This window comes from Geodermatophilus sp. SYSU D00766, assembly GCF_054049915.1.
In genome coordinates this window covers 300,097-316,558 of sequence record NZ_JBJGYI010000002.1, presented here as the reverse complement: position 1 = coordinate 316,558, position 16,462 = coordinate 300,097, and the positions used below count along the sequence as shown (strand labels likewise).

Below are 16,462 nucleotides of genomic sequence, written 5' to 3'. Positions count from 1 at the left end.
CGGCAGTCTGTCGTTGTCGTAGTCCGCGCCGGGCCCGCCCCCCCCGCCGTCCCGCACCCCCGGGCCCCGCCCCCCCCCGCCCCCCGCCCCCGCCCCCCCCCCCCCCCCCCCCCCCCCCGGGGTGGGCGCGGCGGTGGGGGCGGGGGCCGGGGGCGGGGCGACAGCGTGGGTCAGCGTCACCGACTGCCCGGGCAGCAGTTCCCCGGCGGGGTCGACGGCGATGACCAGCCCGTCGGCGACGTCGGAGGTGGTGAGCGGACGCCGCTGCACCTGCAGGCCCAGGGCGGCGAGCTCGGCCTCCACGTCGGTCACCGGCCGGCCGACCAGCGCGGCGGGGTCGAGCCGGACCGTGCTCGGCGGAGCGGGGGCGCTGCTGGTCGTGGTCGCCGCCGTGGCGTCGGCCGGCGGGGAGGACGCGTCCTCGCCCGCGCTCCCGAGCAGGCCGGAGACACCGAGCGCGACCAGGGCCGCCGCGACGGCGGCGCCGGCGACGGCCGGCCACACCCGGCGGCGGCGCGGCGGGTCCTCCGGCGCGGTGCCCTCGTGCACCGCGGTGTCGCCGGCGGAGGGGCCGGGGGGCGCAGCGGTGGCGGGTCCGGTCGCCGCGAGCGGGAACGGCAGCACCGCCGTGGCGTGCCGGTCCCCCTCGACCTCCGGCGGGGTCGCCGCGACCGGTGTCAGCGCGTCGACGGCGTCACGCAGGGCCGCCCCGTCGGGGAACCGGGCGGCGGGGTCCCGGGCCATGGCCCGCGCGACGAGGTCGCGCACGTCCCCGGGCACGTCCGGTGGCAGGGGCGGGGCCGGCTGCCGGATCTTCGCCAGCGCGATCTGCACCGGCCCCTCGCCGTCGAACGGCACGCGGCCGGCCAGGCACTGGTAGGCCACCACGCCCAGCGCGTAGACGTCGCTGGCCGGGCTGGCGGGGACGCCGTCGGCCTGCTCCGGGGAGAGGTAGTGCGCCGTGCCGAGGACCTGCCCGGTCCGGGTGAGGTGCAGGCTCGACGCCGACCAGGCGATCCCGAAGTCGGTGATCTTCACGTCGCCGTCGGCGGTGACCAGCACGTTGGCCGGCTTGACGTCGCGGTGCACGACGCCGGCCGCGTGCGCGGCCGCCAGCGCCGCCGCCGTCTGGCGCACGATCCGCAGCGTGAGCGCGACGTCGAGCCGCCCCCGCTGCACGAGCAGGTCCGACAGCGGGGTGCCGTGGACGAGCTCCATGACGAGGTAGGGGAGGGTCCCGGTGGGCCCCTCGGCCTCCCCGTAGTCGTGCACCGCGGCGATGTGCGGGTCGTTGAGCAGGGCGGCGTGCCGGGCCTCGGCGCGGAACCGCTGGAGGAAGGCCGGGTCGCCGGTGAACTCCCGGCGCAGCAGCTTCACCGCGACGGTGCGCTCCAGGAGCGTGTCCTGCGCGCGCCACACCTCGCCCATGCCGCCGCCGGCGATCATGGTGCCGAGCCGGTACCGGTGGCCCAGCAGGTCCCCGGTCGCTGTCATGGCCAGCCGCTCCGCTCTCGGTCGATCGCCGTCGGACGTCGCGCCGGCCGGCGGGCGGCCTCCCTCGGCACGGGTCAGCGGGCTGCGCCGGGGTGCGCCCCGCGGCGCGGCACGGTGCGGCCCGTCCGCGCGGGAGGGGGACGGGCCGGCGCCCGGGAATCTACCCGCCGGGCCGCCGCGGGACGGGCACCGCCGGGCGCGTCGGCCCGTCAGCCGTGCCGCCAGACCTTCACGGCCGAGAGGAGCAACAGCGCGACCACCACCGGCACCAGGACCACCGCCGGCACGGCGCCGAGCAGCAGGCCGCCGGCCACCGAACCGGCCACGGACCCGGCGGCCATCGCCAGGACGAAGCGGCCGTCGGCCCGCAGCACGCCGAACGCCTGGTCGCGGCTGTAGCGGGAGAACGCGACGAGCATCGTCGGGAGGCTGACCAGCAGCGACAGGCTGCCCGCCAGCTTCACGTCGACGGCGGACAGCACCGTGATCGTCGGGATGAGCAGTTCGCCGCCGGCGACGCCCATGACGGCGGCCACCACCCCGATGCCGAACCCGGCGACCACGCCCGCGACGGCCTGCACGGCGGTGGGCAGCTCCGGGTGGGGGACGACGTCGAGGTGGTGGGCGGCGAACACCGCCGCAATGCCGAGCAGCAGGGCCCCGAGGACCCGGTGGAGGGTCGCGGCGCGCACCCGGGTGGCCCAGGACGCGCCGACCCAGGCGCCGGGCAGGCTGCCGGCCAGCAGGCTGACGGCGACCGGCCAGTGCGCGGCGACGGCGTCGAGCGGGACCGCGGAGAGCCGCGACGGGACGGCGACCAGGACGACGACCAGGCTCATCGCCTTGTTGACGACGACCGCCTGCAGGGCGAGGAACCCGAACAGGCCGATCAGCAGCGGCAGCCGGAACTCCGCACCGCCCAGACCGACGAGTCCGCCGAGGAGGCCGACCGCGGCCCCGGCGGCGAACGCCGGGACCGGCCGACGGCGGGGAGGACGGCTGTCGGTGAGCGGAGCGCCGGCCGGCGTCTCGTCCCCGGCCGCCGCCACGGGCGCACGGTATCCGGGCGGCGTCCCCACCGGACAGCGTGCGAGGCTCCCCGGTCCTACGCGACCGGCGGCACCAGCTCGGCGAGCAGGGCGCGGACCCGGGTGTCGAGGTCGTCGACGATGCGCCGCACGGTGTCGAGGTCCTGGCCCTTCGGGTCGTCGACCGGCCAGTCCTCGTACCGCTTGCCGGGCACGTAGGGGCAGGTCTCCCCGCACGACATGGTGACGACGACGTCGGCGGCCTCGACCAGGTCGTACCGCAGCCTGGTCGGCGTGTGGTCGGTCACCGGCAGGCCGCGCTCGGCGAGCACCCGGGCGACGACCGGGTTCACCTCGGTGCCCGGCTGCGAGCCCGCGCTGCGGACCTCGACGCGGTCGCCGCCGTGGTGGCGCAGCAGGGCGGCCGCGGCGACCGACCGGCCGGCGTTGTGCACGCAGCTGAACAGGACGGAGGGCCTGGAGGTCATGGAGTGCCTTCCGAGGAGGAGTGTCGGCGGTCGCCGCGGCCGGTGTCGGCGAGCTCCCCGGCGACCGCGGCGGCGTCCGGGTAGAGCAGGCGGACGGCGCCGACCGCGAGGGCGGCGCCGGCGAGCTGGGCGAGCACGAAGCCGGGCACCGACGACGGCGCGATGCCCGCGAACGTGTCCGACAGGGTGCGCGCGGCGGTGACCGCGGGGTTGGCGAAGGACGTGCTGCTCGTGGCCCAGTACATGGCGGTGATGACCCCCGCGACGGCGTAGGCGACGTGCGACGCCCGGCCGGAACGGGCCACGCCGAAGACGACCAGCAGCAGGGCGAACGTCGCGACCGCCTCGCCGAGCCACAGCCCGCCGCCGGACCGGTCGCGGGTGCTGAGCTCGATCGCAGGGAGGCCGAACATCAGGTCGGCCAGCACCGCGCCGGCCGCACCGCCGACGAACTGCGCGCCGATGAACACCACGGCCTCACGGCCGGTGATGGCTCCGAAGGCCCGCTCGGCGAGGGTGACCAGCGGGTTGAAGGCCGCCGACACCGGCCCGAGCGCCAGGATCAGCGCGACCAGCACCGCGCCGGTGACCAGCGAGTTCTCCAGCAGCTGCAGGCCGACGTCGTCCGGGGACAGCCGCTGGGCGGCGATGCCGGAGCCGACCACGGTGGTGACCAGCAGCAGCGTGCCGAGCCCCTCGGCGAGGGCCTTGCGCGCCAGCGCCGAGCCCACCCCGGTCAGCGGGTCGCCAGGGCCGCGCGCAGCGCCTCGAGCGCGGCCGGGACGACGGCGTACCAGACGTTGCGGCCGCGCTTCTCGCTGGTCGCCAGCCCGCTCTCCACCAGGATCCGCAGGTGGTGGCTCACCGTGCCCTGGCTGCGGCCGACCGGCTCGGTCAGGTCGCACACGCAGACCGCGCCGCCCTCGGCGGTGGCCAGCAGCGACACCAGCCGCAGCCGGACCGGGTCGGCCAGGGCGGCGAACTGCCGGGCGAGGGTCTCCGCGCCGGGCTCGGAGAGCACCTCGACCGACAGCGGCGCGCAGCAGGCCACGTCCGGTGGGTCGAGCACGGGCAGCTCGCGGGCGGTCATCGGGTCGGTCCCCTCCGTCCTCGCGGCCCGCTCCCGCGGACCCATTGACAGTCGTCGATACTAGCGGCACAGTCAGCCATCGACAACCGTCAATGCCTCGGCGTCCGCGCCGGCACCCCAGGAGGTCAACCGTGTCCCGTCTGCAGCTCGCCCTGAACGTCGACGACGTCGAGGCCGCGACCGCCTTCTACGCCGAGCTGTTCGGCGTCGCGCCGGCCAAGACCCGGCCGGGGTACGCCAACTTCGCCATCGCCGACCCGCCGCTGAAGCTGGTGCTGCTGGAGAACCCGGGGTCGGGCGGGACGCTGAACCACCTCGGCGTCGAGGTGGCCTCCGTCGAGGAGGTCGACGCCGAGCGGAACCGTCTCGCCGCGGTCGGCCTGGCGACCACCGAGGAGCGCGACTCGACCTGCTGCTACGCCACGCAGACCAAGTTCTGGGTGGAGAACACGCCGAGCGGCGAGCGGTGGGAGGTCTACACCGTGCTCGCCGACAGCCCCACCTTCTCCGGCGGCACCGCTGCCGCGGCCGCCGGTACCGACGGCGGGGCCTGCTGCACGTCCACCGACCCCGGCGGCTCGGCCTCTCCCGCTGCCCCGGTCGCCGCGGCCGCATGCTGCTGACCCTCGGCGGGGTGACCGCCGCCGTCCTGCGGTCCCACGGTCGCCCGCCGGTGCGCACGCCGGCCGGGTCCGGGGGCAGGTAGCGTCAGCATCCCCAGCTCCCGCCCTGCGGTGACCGCCGCAGGGCGGGGCTCGGAGGAGGGCTCGCCTAGCGGCCGATGGCGGCGGTCTTGAAAACCGCTATGGGGTCACACCCATCGTGGGTTCGAATCCCACGCCCTCCGCACCGACGCCGGCACCTGTGCCGGGGCCGCCCGGCACGCCGTCCGCGCCGACACCTGCCCCCTTCGGGTGGGTCGGCTCAGGGCAACGGCCCGTTGCGGCCGAAGGATCAGGTGTGGCCGCTCCCCGGGGACTGAGAGCGCGGCAGCCGAGGGCCGCCGCACGGTCCCTCGTGCTCATGCTGGGGGTCTCCGCCCTCGTCCTCGCCGTCGTCAGCACGTTCGGCACCAACGCGGCGAGCTGGCTGAGCACCGGGGCCTCCTGGGCCGGGGTCGTCCTCCTCGTGGCCCTCGCCGTCGCCGTCCGGTCGGCCGACCCCGAGCGCCTCGACCGCGCCGGCCTGTTCACGGCGGCCGGTGCGGCGGGCGCGCTGCTCGTCTGCGGGCTCAACCTGCTCACGCAGGACTCCTCGGCCGGCGCCCAGGCCTTCCTCGCCTTCCCCGTGCTCTGGGCGGCGTCGCACCTGCGCCGGGCCGCGGTCACCGGGGTGACGGCGACCGCGGTGCTGGCCAACGCCGTCGTCGTGCCGCTGCTGGTCCCCCTCGACGTCGGGATCAGCGACGTCCTCATCACCGGGGTCGTGCTCGCCGTGGTCGCGTCCATGCTCGAGCGCTCCTGCGCGGTGCAGGAGCGGCTGGTCGAGGCCCTCGAGCAGCAGGCCACCGTGGACACCCTCACCGGCCTGGTCAACCGCCGCGTCCTCGACGACGCCCTGACCGTCGCGCTGACCGGCTCCGGGGACGACGGCACGGCCCTGCTGCTGCTCGACGTCGACTCCTTCAAGCAGATCAACGACGAGCACGGCCACCCCGTCGGCGACGACGCGCTGGTGCACCTGGCCGGGATCGTCCGCGGGCAGATCCGCGCCGGCGACGCCGTCCTGTCCCGGCTGGGCGGCGACGAGCTGGCCGTGCTGCTGCCCGGCTGCAGCTCCGAGGTGGCCGTCGCCCGCGCCGAGTCGGTGCTGGAGACCGTGCTGTCCACCCCGCTCACGCTGCCCGACGGCAGCCTGCTGGCCATGTCGGTGAGCGTGGGGGTGGCGCACTGCCGCGCCGGCGTGCTGGGCCGCCGCGAGTTCTACGCCGCCGCGGACCGGGCCCTCTACCGCGCCAAGCGGGGCGGGCGCGGCCGCGTCGAGGTCGCCCCCGCCTAGCGCTCCTCAGCGGAGCTGGCGCACGGCGGCGGTGAGGGCGCGGGCGGTCAGCCGGCCGTCGGCGAGCCCGAGCGCCACCACGTCGTCGAACACCCGCTGGTCGGCCGCCGCCGCGCGGAACGCCGCGTCCATGACCACCGGCCACCGGCTGATCCACGACGCCGCCGACGCCGACCGGTGGTGCGCCCCCAGCCGGCGGCGCAGCGCCCGCCGGTGCACCGCGCCCGCGCCGGCCCCCGACGACGCCGCGGCGCCCGCCAGCGCCCCCGACAGGACGGCGTAGAAGATCCCCTCACCGGTCATCGGGTTGACCAGCGACGCCGCGTCGCCGGCCAGCAGCACCCGTCCGTCGGGCTGGCGCGGCCGGCCGGTCGACAGCGGCAGCCGGTGCGCCCGCAGGCCCTCCGGCTCGACGCCGGGCAGCAGCCGGTGCAGACCCTCGACCAGCGCCGCCCGGTTCGCCCCGCCGGAGACCAGCTCGCCGTACCCGACGTTGACCCGTCCGTCGCCCAGCGGGAACGACCACGCGTACGCCGGCCAGCGCTGCTCTGTGGTCACCAGCACCTGCGTGCCGGCCTGCCCGGGCGGCTCCGGCGCGTAGCCGCGCAGCGCCACGGCCAGCCGGTCGTCGCGGTTGCGCCGCAGCCCCAGCGCCCGCCGGACCACCGACTCCGCCCCGTCGGCGCCGACCAGCACCCCGGCGGCGAGCACACCGTCGACGACGACACCGTCGGGTCCCGGCGCGACCGCGCGGACGGTGTGCCGGCGCAGCACCGCGCCCCGGTCGAGGGCGGCGGCCAGCAGGCGGGCGTCGAACACCTCCCGCGGCACCACCGACGACGGCCGGTGCGTGGTCCGCTCGACGGCGGCGCCGCCCGGGGAGCGCAGCGAGAGCCGCGGCGCCGGCGCGTACCCGGCGGTGAGCGCGGCGACGTCGACCCCCAGCCCGGCCAGCACGTCGAGCGCCTCCGGGGCGATGCCGTCGCCGCAGACCTTGTCGCGCGGGAAGTCCGCCCGGTCGAGCACCAGCACCGACGCGCCCGTGCGCAGGGCGGACAGCGCGGCGGCCGCGCCCGCCGGGCCACCCCCGACCACGACGACGTCCCAGCGCTCCACGACGGCGACGCTAGGCAGCGCGGCGGCCGGGGGCCACCGGGGCGGCGCGGTTGCGGCCCTGGTCCGTCCCGCTCGTGCGGCGCAGGATGGCGGCACCGGCGTCCGCGAGGAGGAACCGTGCCCGCACCCGACGAGCGCGACCTGCTGCTGGGCCTGCTGGCCGGCCAGCGCAGCGCCCTCCGCAACGCCCTCCACGGCCTGACCGAGGAGCAGGCCCGGGCCACGCCCAGCGCGAGCGCGCTGTCGCTGTCGGCGCTGGTCAAGCACGTCGCGCAGGGGGAGCGGGCGCACGTCGCCGGGCTGGTCGGGCGCCGTCCGCACGCGCTGGAGGCCGACCCGCAGTCCGGCTGGATGGCCGGCTTCACCCTGACCCCGGAGGAGACCGTCCCGGTGCTGCTCGGCCGCTATGGGGAGGTGGCGCGCGAGACCGAGGAGGTGGTGCGCGCCGAGCGCGACCTCGACCGGGTGGTCGACGTCCCCGACGGCGTCGCGCGGTGGCTGCCGTGGGGCACGGTGACCACGGTCCGCCTCCTGCTGCTGCACCAGGTCGAGGAGCAGGCCCGCCACGCCGGGCACGCCGACGTCATCCGCGAGTCGATCGACGGCAAGGGCGCCTGGCAGCTGGAGGCCGAGGCGCAGGGCATCGCCGCTCCCAGCTGGGACTGACCCGGGGCGGAGGCGCTGCCGGTGCGGTGGAATGGGGACGTGGCGACCAGCGGGCTGACCCCCACCGACGGCTGGACCACCTGCTCGCTCGGCCACCGCCACTGGGGCCGCGCCGGCGCCGCCGGGTTGCTGGTGCACCGCGACGGCGCCGCCGGCCCGGAGCTGCTGCTGCAGCACCGCGCCCTGTGGTCGCACCACGGCGGCACCTGGGGGACGCCGGGCGGCGCGCTGCACCTGGGCGAGACGGCCGAGCAGGGGGCGCTGCGGGAGGTCGAGGAGGAGCTCGGCCTGGCCGCGCGCGAGCTGGTGCTCGGCGCCCGGTCGGTCGACGACCACGGCGGCTGGGCCTACACGACCGTGCTCGCCCGTCCGGTCGGCGACCTGGACCCCTCGCGGCTGCGGCTCGACGGCGAGAGCACCGGCGTGGCCTGGGTGGCGCTCGCGTCGCTGCACCAGGTGACGCTGCACCCCGGCCTGGCCGCGTCGATGGACCGGCTGCGGCCGCTGCTCTCCGACGGGACGGCGGCCTAGACCCTCTCGACGGTCACCGTCAGCGCCCGGTGGTCGCCCACCGGCAGCGCCCGGACGGCGGGGTCGCGGCCGGTCGCCGCCCGGCCGAGGGCCAGCACGTGGTCCAGCTGCAGTCGCGGCGCGTGCGCGGGGAAGCTCGCCTCCTGCACCAGCCGCGCCGCGCCGGTCAGCCGGGCGGGCACGCCGCCGGGCAGGTTGAGGTCACCGGCCAGCACCACCGGGCCGGGCAGCGTCGCCGCCCACCGGCGCACCCGGCGCAGCTGGCGGACCGCCGTCGGCGGCGAGAACGACAGGTGGGTGGCCACCACGGTCAGCCCGTCGAGGCACGCGGCGACGGCGACGCGCGGCTCGTCGGGCACCCACCACGTCCGCAGCCGGCCGGTGCCGGGGTCGGGGGCCCGCAGCGGCAGCCGCGCCCGCCCGGTGCCCAGCCCCAGCACCGCCCAGCGGCGCACCGGGCGGCGGGACACCAGCGCGACGCCGTACGCCGGCTCGGACACCGGGTCCCCGGGACCGCGCAGCCCCGCCGGGTCGGCCGCGGTCCAGGTGCCGCGGAACGGGCTCGGCGTCCCGTCGAGCGTGGCGGCCATCCGCCAGTCGGCCGCGGCCAGCGCCCCGGCGACGACGGCGGCCTGGTCGGCGCCGCCGGAGCGGGGCTGGCAGGCGTCGACCTCCTGCACGGCCAGGACGTCGGCGTCGAGCCCGGCGACGGCGGCGGCCAGCCGCGGCGCCGTCAGCACGCGACCGTCGGGACCGCGCCCGGAGGCCAGGTTGAGGGTGCCCACGCGCAGGGCTCCGCCGTCGGGCACGCCCGCGACGCTAGCCGCGCGACGGCCACCGCGCCCGGTCGGGCGGGACTCGCTACGTTCTCCGGGTGAGCGCCCGCGACGACGTCTCGGAGATCTTCGACGCCGCGGCGTGGCGGCCGGTCGAGGGGTTCGACCTCACCGACCTCACCTACCACCGCGCCGTCGACGCCGGCGTCGTCCGGATCGCGTTCGACCGGCCCGAGGTGCGCAACGCCTTCCGGCCGCAGACGGTCGACGAGCTGATCGCCGTGCTCGAGCACGCCCGGCTGTCCACCGACGTCGGCTGCGTGCTGCTCACCGGCAACGGGCCGAGCCCGAGGGACGGCGGCTGGGCGTTCTGCTCCGGCGGGGACCAGCGGGTGCGCGGGCGGCACGGCTACGAGCACCAGGTCGGACGCAGCAGCGGCCGGCTGCACGTCCTCGAGGCGCAGCGGCTGATCCGGTTCATGCCGAAGGTCGTCGTCTGCGTCGTCCCCGGCTGGGCCGCCGGCGGCGGGCACAGCCTGCACGTCGTGTCCGACCTGACCCTGGCCAGCGCCGAGCACGGCCGGTTCAAGCAGACCGACGCCGACGTCGGCAGCTTCGACGGCGGCTTCGGCTCGGCCTACCTCGCCCGCCAGGTCGGGCAGAAGTTCGCCCGCGAGGTCTTCTTCCTCGGCGAGGAGTACTCCGCCGAGGAGGCGCACCGGATGGGGATGGTCAACCGGGTCGTCCCGCACGCCGAGCTGGAGGCGACCGCGCTGGACTGGGGCCGGCGGATCGTCGCCAAGAGCCCGACCGCCCAGCGGATGCTGAAGTACTCGTTCAACCTGGTCGACGACGGGCTGGTCGGCCAGCAGCTGTTCGCCGGGGAGACCACCCGGCTGGCCTACGCGGCGGAGGAGGCGGTGGAGGGGCGCGACGCCTTCCTGGAGAAGCGCGACCCCGACTTCTCCCGCTTCCCGTGGCACGTGTGAAGGACCCCGTCCTCCCCACCCCTCGCAGGCTCGGGGCGGGACCCGGGACGGGGCCGCACCTGAGAGTCACCTGGAGAGGACGCACATGATCGTCGAGGTGGTGGGCGGCGCCGACGAGCGCCCCGAGGTGCGGGTCGTCGACACCGACGACCTGACCAGGCTCCACCTGGCCCTCGGCCAGGTGACCGACGAGGAGGCCGACGAGGCCCTGCGCGCGGCCGGACTCGGCCGTCTGGAGGACGCCGACACCGGCCGGCTCGACGCCGCGGCGCTGCGGGCCGCGGCCGAGCCGGACGCCGACGTCGCCGACTGGGCTCAGCGCTGGGACCGGATGGTCGAGCAGGCCCGCGAGCGGGGCTGGCTCAGCGACGACGGTGCCACCCTGCAGGTCCACGTGGAGAGCGCCGCGGGCGCCTGACGTGCCCTTTCGCCACTGGGGTCACGGTCGTCGGAATTCGGTCGTTGTGGTCACTCCATCCACGCGCCAGTATGAGGCAGTGCACAACCTGATGACGTGCGAACGGATCCGCTCGTGAGCGGCACCCCCGGGCGCCCGCTGAGCGCCGAGCTGTCCGAGCAGCTGGTCGCGGTCGCCGTCGACATCCTCGCCGAGGAGGGCTGGGGCCGGCTCAACAGCGACCGGGTCGCGGCCCGGGCCCGCGCGGGCAAGGCCGGCATCTACCGGCGCTGGCCGTCGATGTCCGCGCTGGCGCGCTCGGCGGTCAGCCGCTTCCGGCTGGTGCGCGCACCCGACGACGAGGGCTCGCCCCGCGCCGACCTGGTCGCGCTGGTCGCCTCTTGGCGCCGGCCGCTCTCCCGCGAGGAGCGGGCCGTGGCCAGCCTCGTCGGTGCCGCCCGGCACGACGAGGACCTGCGGGCCGGCCTCGACGCGGCCCTGGTCGACCCGCTGACGGCGGTCGTCGACACGCTCGGGGCGCGGTGGGCCGAGCACGGTGAGGACGTGCCGGCCGAGCGCCTGGCGCTGCTGCGCTCGGTGCTCGAGGCCTTCTGGTGGCAGCGGCTGACGGTGGCCGGCGACGGCGCCATGGTGGCCGAGCACGTCGAGCAGGTCGTCGACGAGGTGCTCATGCCGATCGTCGCACCGGCCGCGGAGCCCGCCCGCCGCTGACGCCGCGGACCCGCCCTCAGACGGCGCGCAGCACGCCGGCGCCCGTGTCGTCCCGAGCCGTGCCGGCCCGCAGGTCGGCGTCGAGGTCGTCCTCCAGCCGGGCGAGCAGCCGGTCGGTGAGCGCGCGGGTGCGCGCGGCGACCCCCGGGACCTCCTCGGGAGCGGGCGGCCGGTCGCGCAGCTCCGTGACCAGCGTCCGCGTGGTCGCCAGCCAGGTGGCGGCCACCAGCCCGGCGGTCAGCCGGGGGTCGACGGGCGTGGGCCGGTCGGCGTCCGGGCCGGTCCACGCCTCCTCGAGGGCTGCCCGCAGCAGCTGCTCGGCCCCGTGGTGCAGCTCCCGCTCGGCCGCCTGCAGCGCGGCCGACCGGTCGAGGTCACCGGCGGTGCAGCGTCCCTCCGGCGCGCCCAGGCGCTCGACGAAGCTCCCCATCGCCTCGGTGAGGTGCGCGCGCAGCGCGGTCAGCGCGGGTACGCCGGGCGCCCGGTTTTGCACGGCCTCGGCGGGGCCGGTGACCCACGGCGACCGGCCGGACCAGTAGAGCTCCTCCTTGGTCGCGAAGTGGTTGAACACCGTCTGCACGGCCACCCCGGCCGCGGCGGCGACGTCGGCGATGGTCACCGAGTCGAAGCCACGCTCGCAGAAGAGGCGCTGGGCAGTCTCGCGCACCTGGGCGCGGGTCCGGGCCTTCTTCAGTGCGCGGCGGGGCTGCTCACTCACGGTTCGGACGCTATCAACGGGGAGTGCTCACTTCGCGCGATACGGAACAGGATCTGCCGGAGTCGACGGTACGCGGCCGCTCCGGGCCGGCGGGCACCCGGACGATCCTGCCGCACGGGCGGCGGGCCCTCGGCACGGGGCCGGGGTTCCGCGGGCGCGGGCCGGGGCAGTCCTCGCCCATGAGCACGCTCCCGCACGGCACCGCTCCCGCCTCCCGGTCCGCGTCCGAGGGCCGGTCCGCGTGACGCTGCGGGCCGGTCTGGTCGGCGCCGGCGGGGTGGGTGCCCGGCACGGGCGGACGCTGCGCGGCCTCGACGGCGTGGAGCTGGTGGGCGTCGCCGACGCGGTCCCGTCCGCGGGGGCCGCGCTCGCGGCGGAGCTCGGCGTGCCCGCCCTGGGGGTCGAGGAGCTGCTGCGCGCCGGGGTCGACGCGGTGTGGCTGTGCGTGCCGCCCTTCGCGCACGGGGAGCTCGAGCTCGCGGTGGTCCGCGCCGGGCTGCCGCTGTTCGTCGAGAAGCCGCTGGGCGCCGGTCTCGCCGTCGCCGAGGAGGTGGCCGCTGCCGTCGCCGCGGCCGGCCTGCCGACGGCGACCGGTTACCACTGGCGCCACCTGGACACCGTCGCCGCGGCGCGCGCGGTCTGCGCGGCGCACCCCCCGCGGCTGGTGTCGCTGAGCTGGTACGACAAGGTGCCGCCGCCGGCCTGGTGGGCGCGGGCCGAGCGGTCCGGCGGGCAGGTGGTCGAGCAGGCGACGCACGTGCTGGACCTGGCCCGCGTGCTCGCCGGCGAGGTGGCCGAGGTCGAGGCGGTGGCCGCGCCGTCGTCGGACCCGTCGTCCCGGGACGTCGACGACGCCACTGCGGCGCTGCTGCGTTTCGCCTCCGGCGCGGTGGGCACGCTGACCGCCGCGTGCGTGCAGCCGGCGAAGACGCGCGCCGGCCTCGAGCTCTCCTGCCCGGGCGCGGCGGTGGAGCTCACCGAGACGTCGCTGACCGTGACGACGGCCGAGGGCGTCGAGCACCGCGAGCCCGCGGTGGACGCCCGCACCGCGGTCGACCGGGCCTTCGTCGACCTGGTGGTCTCCGGCGTCCGCGCCGAGGGCCTGGTCGACTACGCCGAGGCGCTGCGCACCCACCGCCTCGCCGTCGCCGTCGCCGAGTCGGCGAGGACCGGGTCGCGGGTGCGGCTGGAGGCCTGAGCGGCGCGCCGCAGCACCTCGCCGTAGAGCCGCTCGTAGGCCGCGGCCATGACGGCGGGGGCGAAGCGGCGGCGGCCCTCCTCCGCGCAGACCTCCGGGTCGAGGGTCCCGACCCGGCGCAGGGCCGCGGCCAGGCCCGCCTCGTCGTCGGCGAGGAAGCCGGTGCGGCCGTCGTCGACGAGCGTGGGCAGGCAGCCGCGGGCCGTGGCGACCACCGGCGTGCCGGCGACCAGCGCCTCGCACACCGCCGTCGCCCCCGGCTCGTCCCACCGCACCGGCGACAGCAGCGCGCGGGCGCGGCGCAGCAGGTCGGCCTTCTCCTCCCCGGCCACGCTGCCCACCCAGCGGGCGCGGTCGCCGTCGAGCAGCGGGTCGACGTGCTCGCGGAACCAGACGACGTCGGGGTGGCCGAGCGCCGGGTGCCCGGGGACGTCGAGCGCGGCGTCGAGGGCGGCGCGGTCGGGGAAGGGCCCGACCGGCCCGGCCAGCACCACCGGGGCGCCCGCGGCGGCTGCGGCCCGCACCGCGGTGTCGGTTCCCTTGAGCTCGCAGAGGCGGGCCAGGACGAGGACGGCGTCGTCGCGCTCCTCGCGGGACACCGGCGGGCGCGCGTCCACCGGCACCGACAGCGGCACCGCGCCCAGCGTCTGCCGGCGCATCCGCTCCGGCCCGCGGGCCACCTGGCTGTCGGACACGCCGGCGAAGAAGACCCGACCCCGGCCGTCGAAGCGCTCGTAGAAGTCGGCGTTGCGGCGCACGTCCCAGTGCAGCGTGTGCAGCACCGGCGGGACGGCCGCTCCGAGCGCGCCGAGCAGCGCCGGGCCGACGACCTCCAGGTGGGTGTGCACCAGGTCGAAGGGTTCGGGAGCGCCGGTCGCGGCCTCGGCCACGACGAGGGCGTGGGCGTGCGCGGTGCCCACCACCTGCGCGTAGGGCGCGCCCAGCCGGTCGAACCGGCCGGTGGGGAAGGCGCTGACCAGCCCGTCGACGGGCAGCGGGGAGTCGCCCGGCGCGGCGAGGACGACGGTGTGCCCGCGGGCGCGCAGCTCCGTGGTGAGCGTGGCGACGACGTTCTCCAGCCCGCCGTAGCCGGCCGGCGGCACCGGCAGCCACGGGCCGCTGTCCATGAGGATCCTCACGAGCGGCCCCGCCCGGCGGCCGGCCGCACCGTGCGCATCGGTGGCCGCTCGGTCACCGCGACGTCCCAGCTGACCGCCTCCACGCCGTCGGCGGTGCGCAGGAACTGCAGCAGCTCCGAGGAGGGGCTGCCGGTGCCGGGCCGGCGGGCGATCGCGGTCTGCAGGATCTGCCCGGCCATGCGGCCCAGGGCGGCGTCGGACTGGTGGCCGTGCTGCCGGGTGCCGAGGTCGACCTGGGCGAGCGCGTCGACCCCGGCCAGCCCGGCCAGGTCGACCAGCAGGCCGAACTCGACGCCGTAGCCGGAGACGAACGGCACCCGCTCCAGCAGCTCGCGGCGGCCGGCGTACTCCCCGCCCAGCGGCTGCACGAAGCCCGACAGCTCGGGCCACCAGGCGTTGAGCAGCGGCCGGGCGAGCAGCTCGGTCACCCGCCCGCCGCCGGAGGGGACGATGCCCTCGGTCGTGGCCAGCGGGCGGTCGTAGAGCGCCTTGACGTAGCCGATCCCCGGGTCGGTGAGCAGCGGGCCGAGCAGGCCGACGACGAACTGCGGGTCGAACCCGACCAGGTCGGCGTCGACGAAGACGACCAGGTCACCGCTGGTGGCGTGCAGCCCCTTCCACAGTGCCTCGCCCTTGCCCGGCACCCGGCCGTGGGCGGGCAGCACGGTGGCGGTGTCGACGACCCGCGCCCCGGCGGCCGCGGCGACGGCGGCGGTGCGGTCGGCCGACCCGCTGTCGACGACGACCACCTCGTCGACCAGCGGCGCGTCCCGCACCAGCGCCTCGCGGATGGCGGCCACGATCGCGCCGACGGTCGGCTCCTCGTCCAGCGCGGGCAGGACGACGCTGACGGTGCTGCCCTGGGACCGCTTGGCCTCGGCCAGGTCGGCCGCGCGCCAGGACGCCGCGGTGTAGGTGCGCCGGCTCAGCCACCGGCGGACGTCAGGCCGCATGGGTCGTCTCCCCACGGTCGGGTGCCGGCACCCCCGCCGGCACGGGACCCCCGTCGCGACAGGATGCCGTACGCCGCGCCCGGCGGCACCCCTCCGCGGCCGACGGCGGTCCGGGGACGTCCTCGCAGGTGGCGGCGCCCGCGGGCCCCGGGTGGTCCGGGGCGCGGGTCTCAGACGGCCCCGGCGCGGCCGGCCCGGTACTCGGGGACGGTCGTCATCGGCGGCCGCTCGTCGACGCCCACGGGCGTGCTCACCGGCGTGAACCCGGTGCCGTCGCCGCGGAACTGGGTGAGCAGCGCGCCGGCGCCCGCGGATGCGGCCGGGCTGCGGGAGAGCACCGCCGAGACCACCTGCCCGGCCATCCGGCCGAGGGCCTCCTGGTCCTGGGAGGTGTGCCGGCGGACGCCGAGGTCGACCTGCGCCAGACCGCCCAGGCCCAGCAGCCCGAGCAGGTCGACCAGCAGGCCCACCTCCACCCCGTAGCCGGAGAGGAACGGCACCTGCTCGAGGGCGGCGCGGCGGCCGGCGTACTCCCCGCCCAGCGGCTGGACGAACCCGGCGAGCTCCGGCCACAGCGCGTTGAGCAGCGGCCGCGCGGTGAGCTCGGTGACCCGGCCCCCGCCGGCCGGCGTCGAGCGGCCGTCGACCTCCAGCGGGCGGGTGTAGCAGCCCTTGACGTAGCCGACCTGCGGATCGGTCAGCAGCGGCGCGAGCAGCCCGGGCACGTAGTGCGCCACGTCGCCGAGCAGGTCGGCGTCGAGGAACACCACCAGGTCGCCGTCGGTGGCCGCCAGCGCCTTCCACAGCGCCTCGCCCTTGCCCGGCCGCGACCCGTGCGCCGGCAGCACGTCGGCGGCGGCCACCACCTCGGCGCCGGCGGCGCGGGCGACCTCCGCGGTGCGGTCGGTGGAGTCGGAGTCGACGACGAGCACCTCGTCGACCAGCGGCACCGCCCGCACCCACCGCGCGACCAGGTCGGCGACCAGCCCGCCGACGGTCGCCGCCTCGTCCCGCGCGGGCAGCACCACGCTGACCCGGTGCCCGCCGCGGCGCCTGGCGAGGAGCAGTGCGTCGAGGTCGACGTCGGCGAGGGATCGGACGGTGGAGGTGCGGCCGGAGAACCAGGCGCGGGCGTCGGGTCGCATCGGC

The 16,462-nt window shown here is 77.5% G+C and carries 19 protein-coding genes and 1 tRNA gene; 9 read left to right on the top strand and 11 right to left on the bottom strand.

Features of this window, described 5'->3' with window-relative positions; genetic code table 11:
- From ACI8AD_RS03465 to ACI8AD_RS03445, 5 genes are all read right to left on the bottom strand, one after another.
- On the bottom strand, positions 1-1,494 hold a 1,494-nt coding region (locus ACI8AD_RS03465; RefSeq protein ID WP_456869155.1), incomplete at its 3' end, for a protein kinase domain-containing protein.
- Between the two features lie 209 nt (positions 1,495-1,703).
- The gene (locus ACI8AD_RS03460) at positions 1,704-2,543 is read right to left on the bottom strand and encodes a TSUP family transporter (RefSeq protein ID WP_456869154.1); all 840 of its coding nucleotides are present in this window, start codon (positions 2,541-2,543) and stop codon (positions 1,704-1,706) included.
- A gap of 56 nt (positions 2,544-2,599) precedes the next feature.
- On the bottom strand, positions 2,600-3,010 hold the full coding sequence (locus ACI8AD_RS03455; RefSeq protein ID WP_456869153.1) for an arsenate-mycothiol transferase ArsC: 411 nt from the start codon (positions 3,008-3,010) through the stop codon (positions 2,600-2,602).
- Positions 3,007-3,741, bottom strand: a complete 735-nt coding sequence (locus ACI8AD_RS03450) for an aquaporin (RefSeq protein ID WP_456869152.1) — start codon at positions 3,739-3,741, stop codon at positions 3,007-3,009. The genes ACI8AD_RS03455 and ACI8AD_RS03450 overlap by 4 nt, the downstream gene beginning before the upstream one ends.
- A gap of 5 nt (positions 3,742-3,746) precedes the next feature.
- Positions 3,747-4,100, bottom strand: coding sequence for a metalloregulator ArsR/SmtB family transcription factor (locus ACI8AD_RS03445; protein WP_456869151.1), 354 nt, complete (start codon positions 4,098-4,100; stop codon positions 3,747-3,749).
- 131 nt (positions 4,101-4,231) lie between these two features.
- On the opposite strand from ACI8AD_RS03445, the gene ACI8AD_RS03440 reads away from it, so the two are divergent.
- From ACI8AD_RS03440 to ACI8AD_RS03430, 3 genes are all read left to right on the top strand, one after another.
- Complete coding sequence (locus ACI8AD_RS03440; protein ID WP_456869150.1) at positions 4,232-4,723, top strand: ArsI/CadI family heavy metal resistance metalloenzyme; 492 nt, start codon at positions 4,232-4,234, stop codon at positions 4,721-4,723.
- A gap of 137 nt (positions 4,724-4,860) precedes the next feature.
- Positions 4,861-4,947, top strand: a tRNA-Ser gene (locus ACI8AD_RS03435).
- A 176-nt stretch (positions 4,948-5,123) separates the two neighbouring features.
- Positions 5,124-6,098 carry a GGDEF domain-containing protein gene (locus ACI8AD_RS03430; protein ID WP_456869149.1) on the top strand — a complete coding sequence of 325 codons (975 nt, stop codon included), beginning with the start codon at positions 5,124-5,126 and terminating at the stop codon, positions 6,096-6,098.
- A gap of 6 nt (positions 6,099-6,104) precedes the next feature.
- On the opposite strand, the gene ACI8AD_RS03425 is transcribed toward ACI8AD_RS03430, so the two are convergent.
- On the bottom strand, positions 6,105-7,214 hold the full coding sequence (locus ACI8AD_RS03425; protein ID WP_456869148.1) for an NAD(P)/FAD-dependent oxidoreductase: 1,110 nt from the start codon (positions 7,212-7,214) through the stop codon (positions 6,105-6,107).
- Positions 7,215-7,331: 117 nt separating this feature from the next.
- Here ACI8AD_RS03425 and ACI8AD_RS03420 point away from each other — a divergent pair, with 117 nt between their 5' ends.
- Both ACI8AD_RS03420 and ACI8AD_RS03415 read left to right on the top strand, forming a co-directional pair.
- Complete coding sequence (locus ACI8AD_RS03420; RefSeq protein ID WP_456869147.1) at positions 7,332-7,880, top strand: mycothiol transferase; 549 nt, start codon at positions 7,332-7,334, stop codon at positions 7,878-7,880.
- Positions 7,881-7,919: 39 nt separating this feature from the next.
- On the top strand, positions 7,920-8,411 hold the full coding sequence (locus tag ACI8AD_RS03415) for an NUDIX domain-containing protein (protein WP_456869146.1): 492 nt from the start codon (positions 7,920-7,922) through the stop codon (positions 8,409-8,411).
- Here the strand turns inward: ACI8AD_RS03415 and ACI8AD_RS03410 are convergent.
- Positions 8,408-9,220 (bottom strand): endonuclease/exonuclease/phosphatase family protein, encoded by an 813-nt coding sequence (locus ACI8AD_RS03410; protein ID WP_456869145.1) that lies wholly within the window; start codon positions 9,218-9,220, stop codon positions 8,408-8,410. The two genes, ACI8AD_RS03415 and ACI8AD_RS03410, sit on opposite strands and share 4 nt — an antisense overlap.
- A 65-nt stretch (positions 9,221-9,285) precedes the next feature.
- Between ACI8AD_RS03410 and ACI8AD_RS03405 the strand changes: the two genes are divergently transcribed.
- The 3 genes from ACI8AD_RS03405 (at position 9,286) to ACI8AD_RS03395 (ending at position 11,305) form a co-directional block, all read left to right on the top strand.
- Positions 9,286-10,176, top strand: coding sequence for a 1,4-dihydroxy-2-naphthoyl-CoA synthase (locus ACI8AD_RS03405; protein ID WP_456869144.1), 891 nt, complete (start codon positions 9,286-9,288; stop codon positions 10,174-10,176).
- An 85-nt stretch (positions 10,177-10,261) separates the two neighbouring features.
- Positions 10,262-10,594: a hypothetical protein gene (locus tag ACI8AD_RS03400; RefSeq protein WP_456869143.1), complete on the top strand. Its 333-nt coding sequence runs from the start codon at positions 10,262-10,264 to the stop codon at positions 10,592-10,594.
- Positions 10,595-10,708: 114 nt separating this feature from the next.
- On the top strand, positions 10,709-11,305 hold the full coding sequence (locus ACI8AD_RS03395) for a TetR-like C-terminal domain-containing protein (RefSeq protein ID WP_456869142.1): 597 nt from the start codon (positions 10,709-10,711) through the stop codon (positions 11,303-11,305).
- A 16-nt stretch (positions 11,306-11,321) separates the two neighbouring features.
- Here ACI8AD_RS03395 and ACI8AD_RS03390 read toward each other — a convergent pair whose 3' ends face one another.
- A complete protein-coding gene (locus tag ACI8AD_RS03390; protein WP_456869141.1) occupies positions 11,322-12,023 on the bottom strand; it encodes a TetR/AcrR family transcriptional regulator in 702 nt (233 codons plus the stop codon).
- Positions 12,024-12,264: 241 nt separating this feature from the next.
- Between ACI8AD_RS03390 and ACI8AD_RS03385 the strand changes: the two genes are divergently transcribed.
- Positions 12,265-13,221, top strand: a complete 957-nt coding sequence (locus tag ACI8AD_RS03385) for a Gfo/Idh/MocA family protein (RefSeq protein WP_456869140.1) — start codon at positions 12,265-12,267, stop codon at positions 13,219-13,221.
- Here the strand turns inward: ACI8AD_RS03385 and ACI8AD_RS03380 are convergent.
- The 3 genes from ACI8AD_RS03380 to ACI8AD_RS03370 form a co-directional block, all read right to left on the bottom strand.
- On the bottom strand, positions 13,134-14,348 hold the full coding sequence (locus tag ACI8AD_RS03380; protein ID WP_456869139.1) for a glycosyltransferase: 1,215 nt from the start codon (positions 14,346-14,348) through the stop codon (positions 13,134-13,136). The genes ACI8AD_RS03385 and ACI8AD_RS03380 overlap by 88 nt on opposite strands.
- Positions 14,349-14,356: 8 nt before the next feature.
- Complete coding sequence (locus ACI8AD_RS03375) at positions 14,357-15,313, bottom strand: glucosyl-3-phosphoglycerate synthase (protein WP_456869138.1); 957 nt, start codon at positions 15,311-15,313, stop codon at positions 14,357-14,359.
- 170 nt (positions 15,314-15,483) lie between these two features.
- Positions 15,484-16,458: a glucosyl-3-phosphoglycerate synthase gene (locus ACI8AD_RS03370; protein ID WP_456869137.1), complete on the bottom strand. Its 975-nt coding sequence runs from the start codon at positions 16,456-16,458 to the stop codon at positions 15,484-15,486.
- Positions 16,459-16,462: the final 4 nt, after the last annotated feature.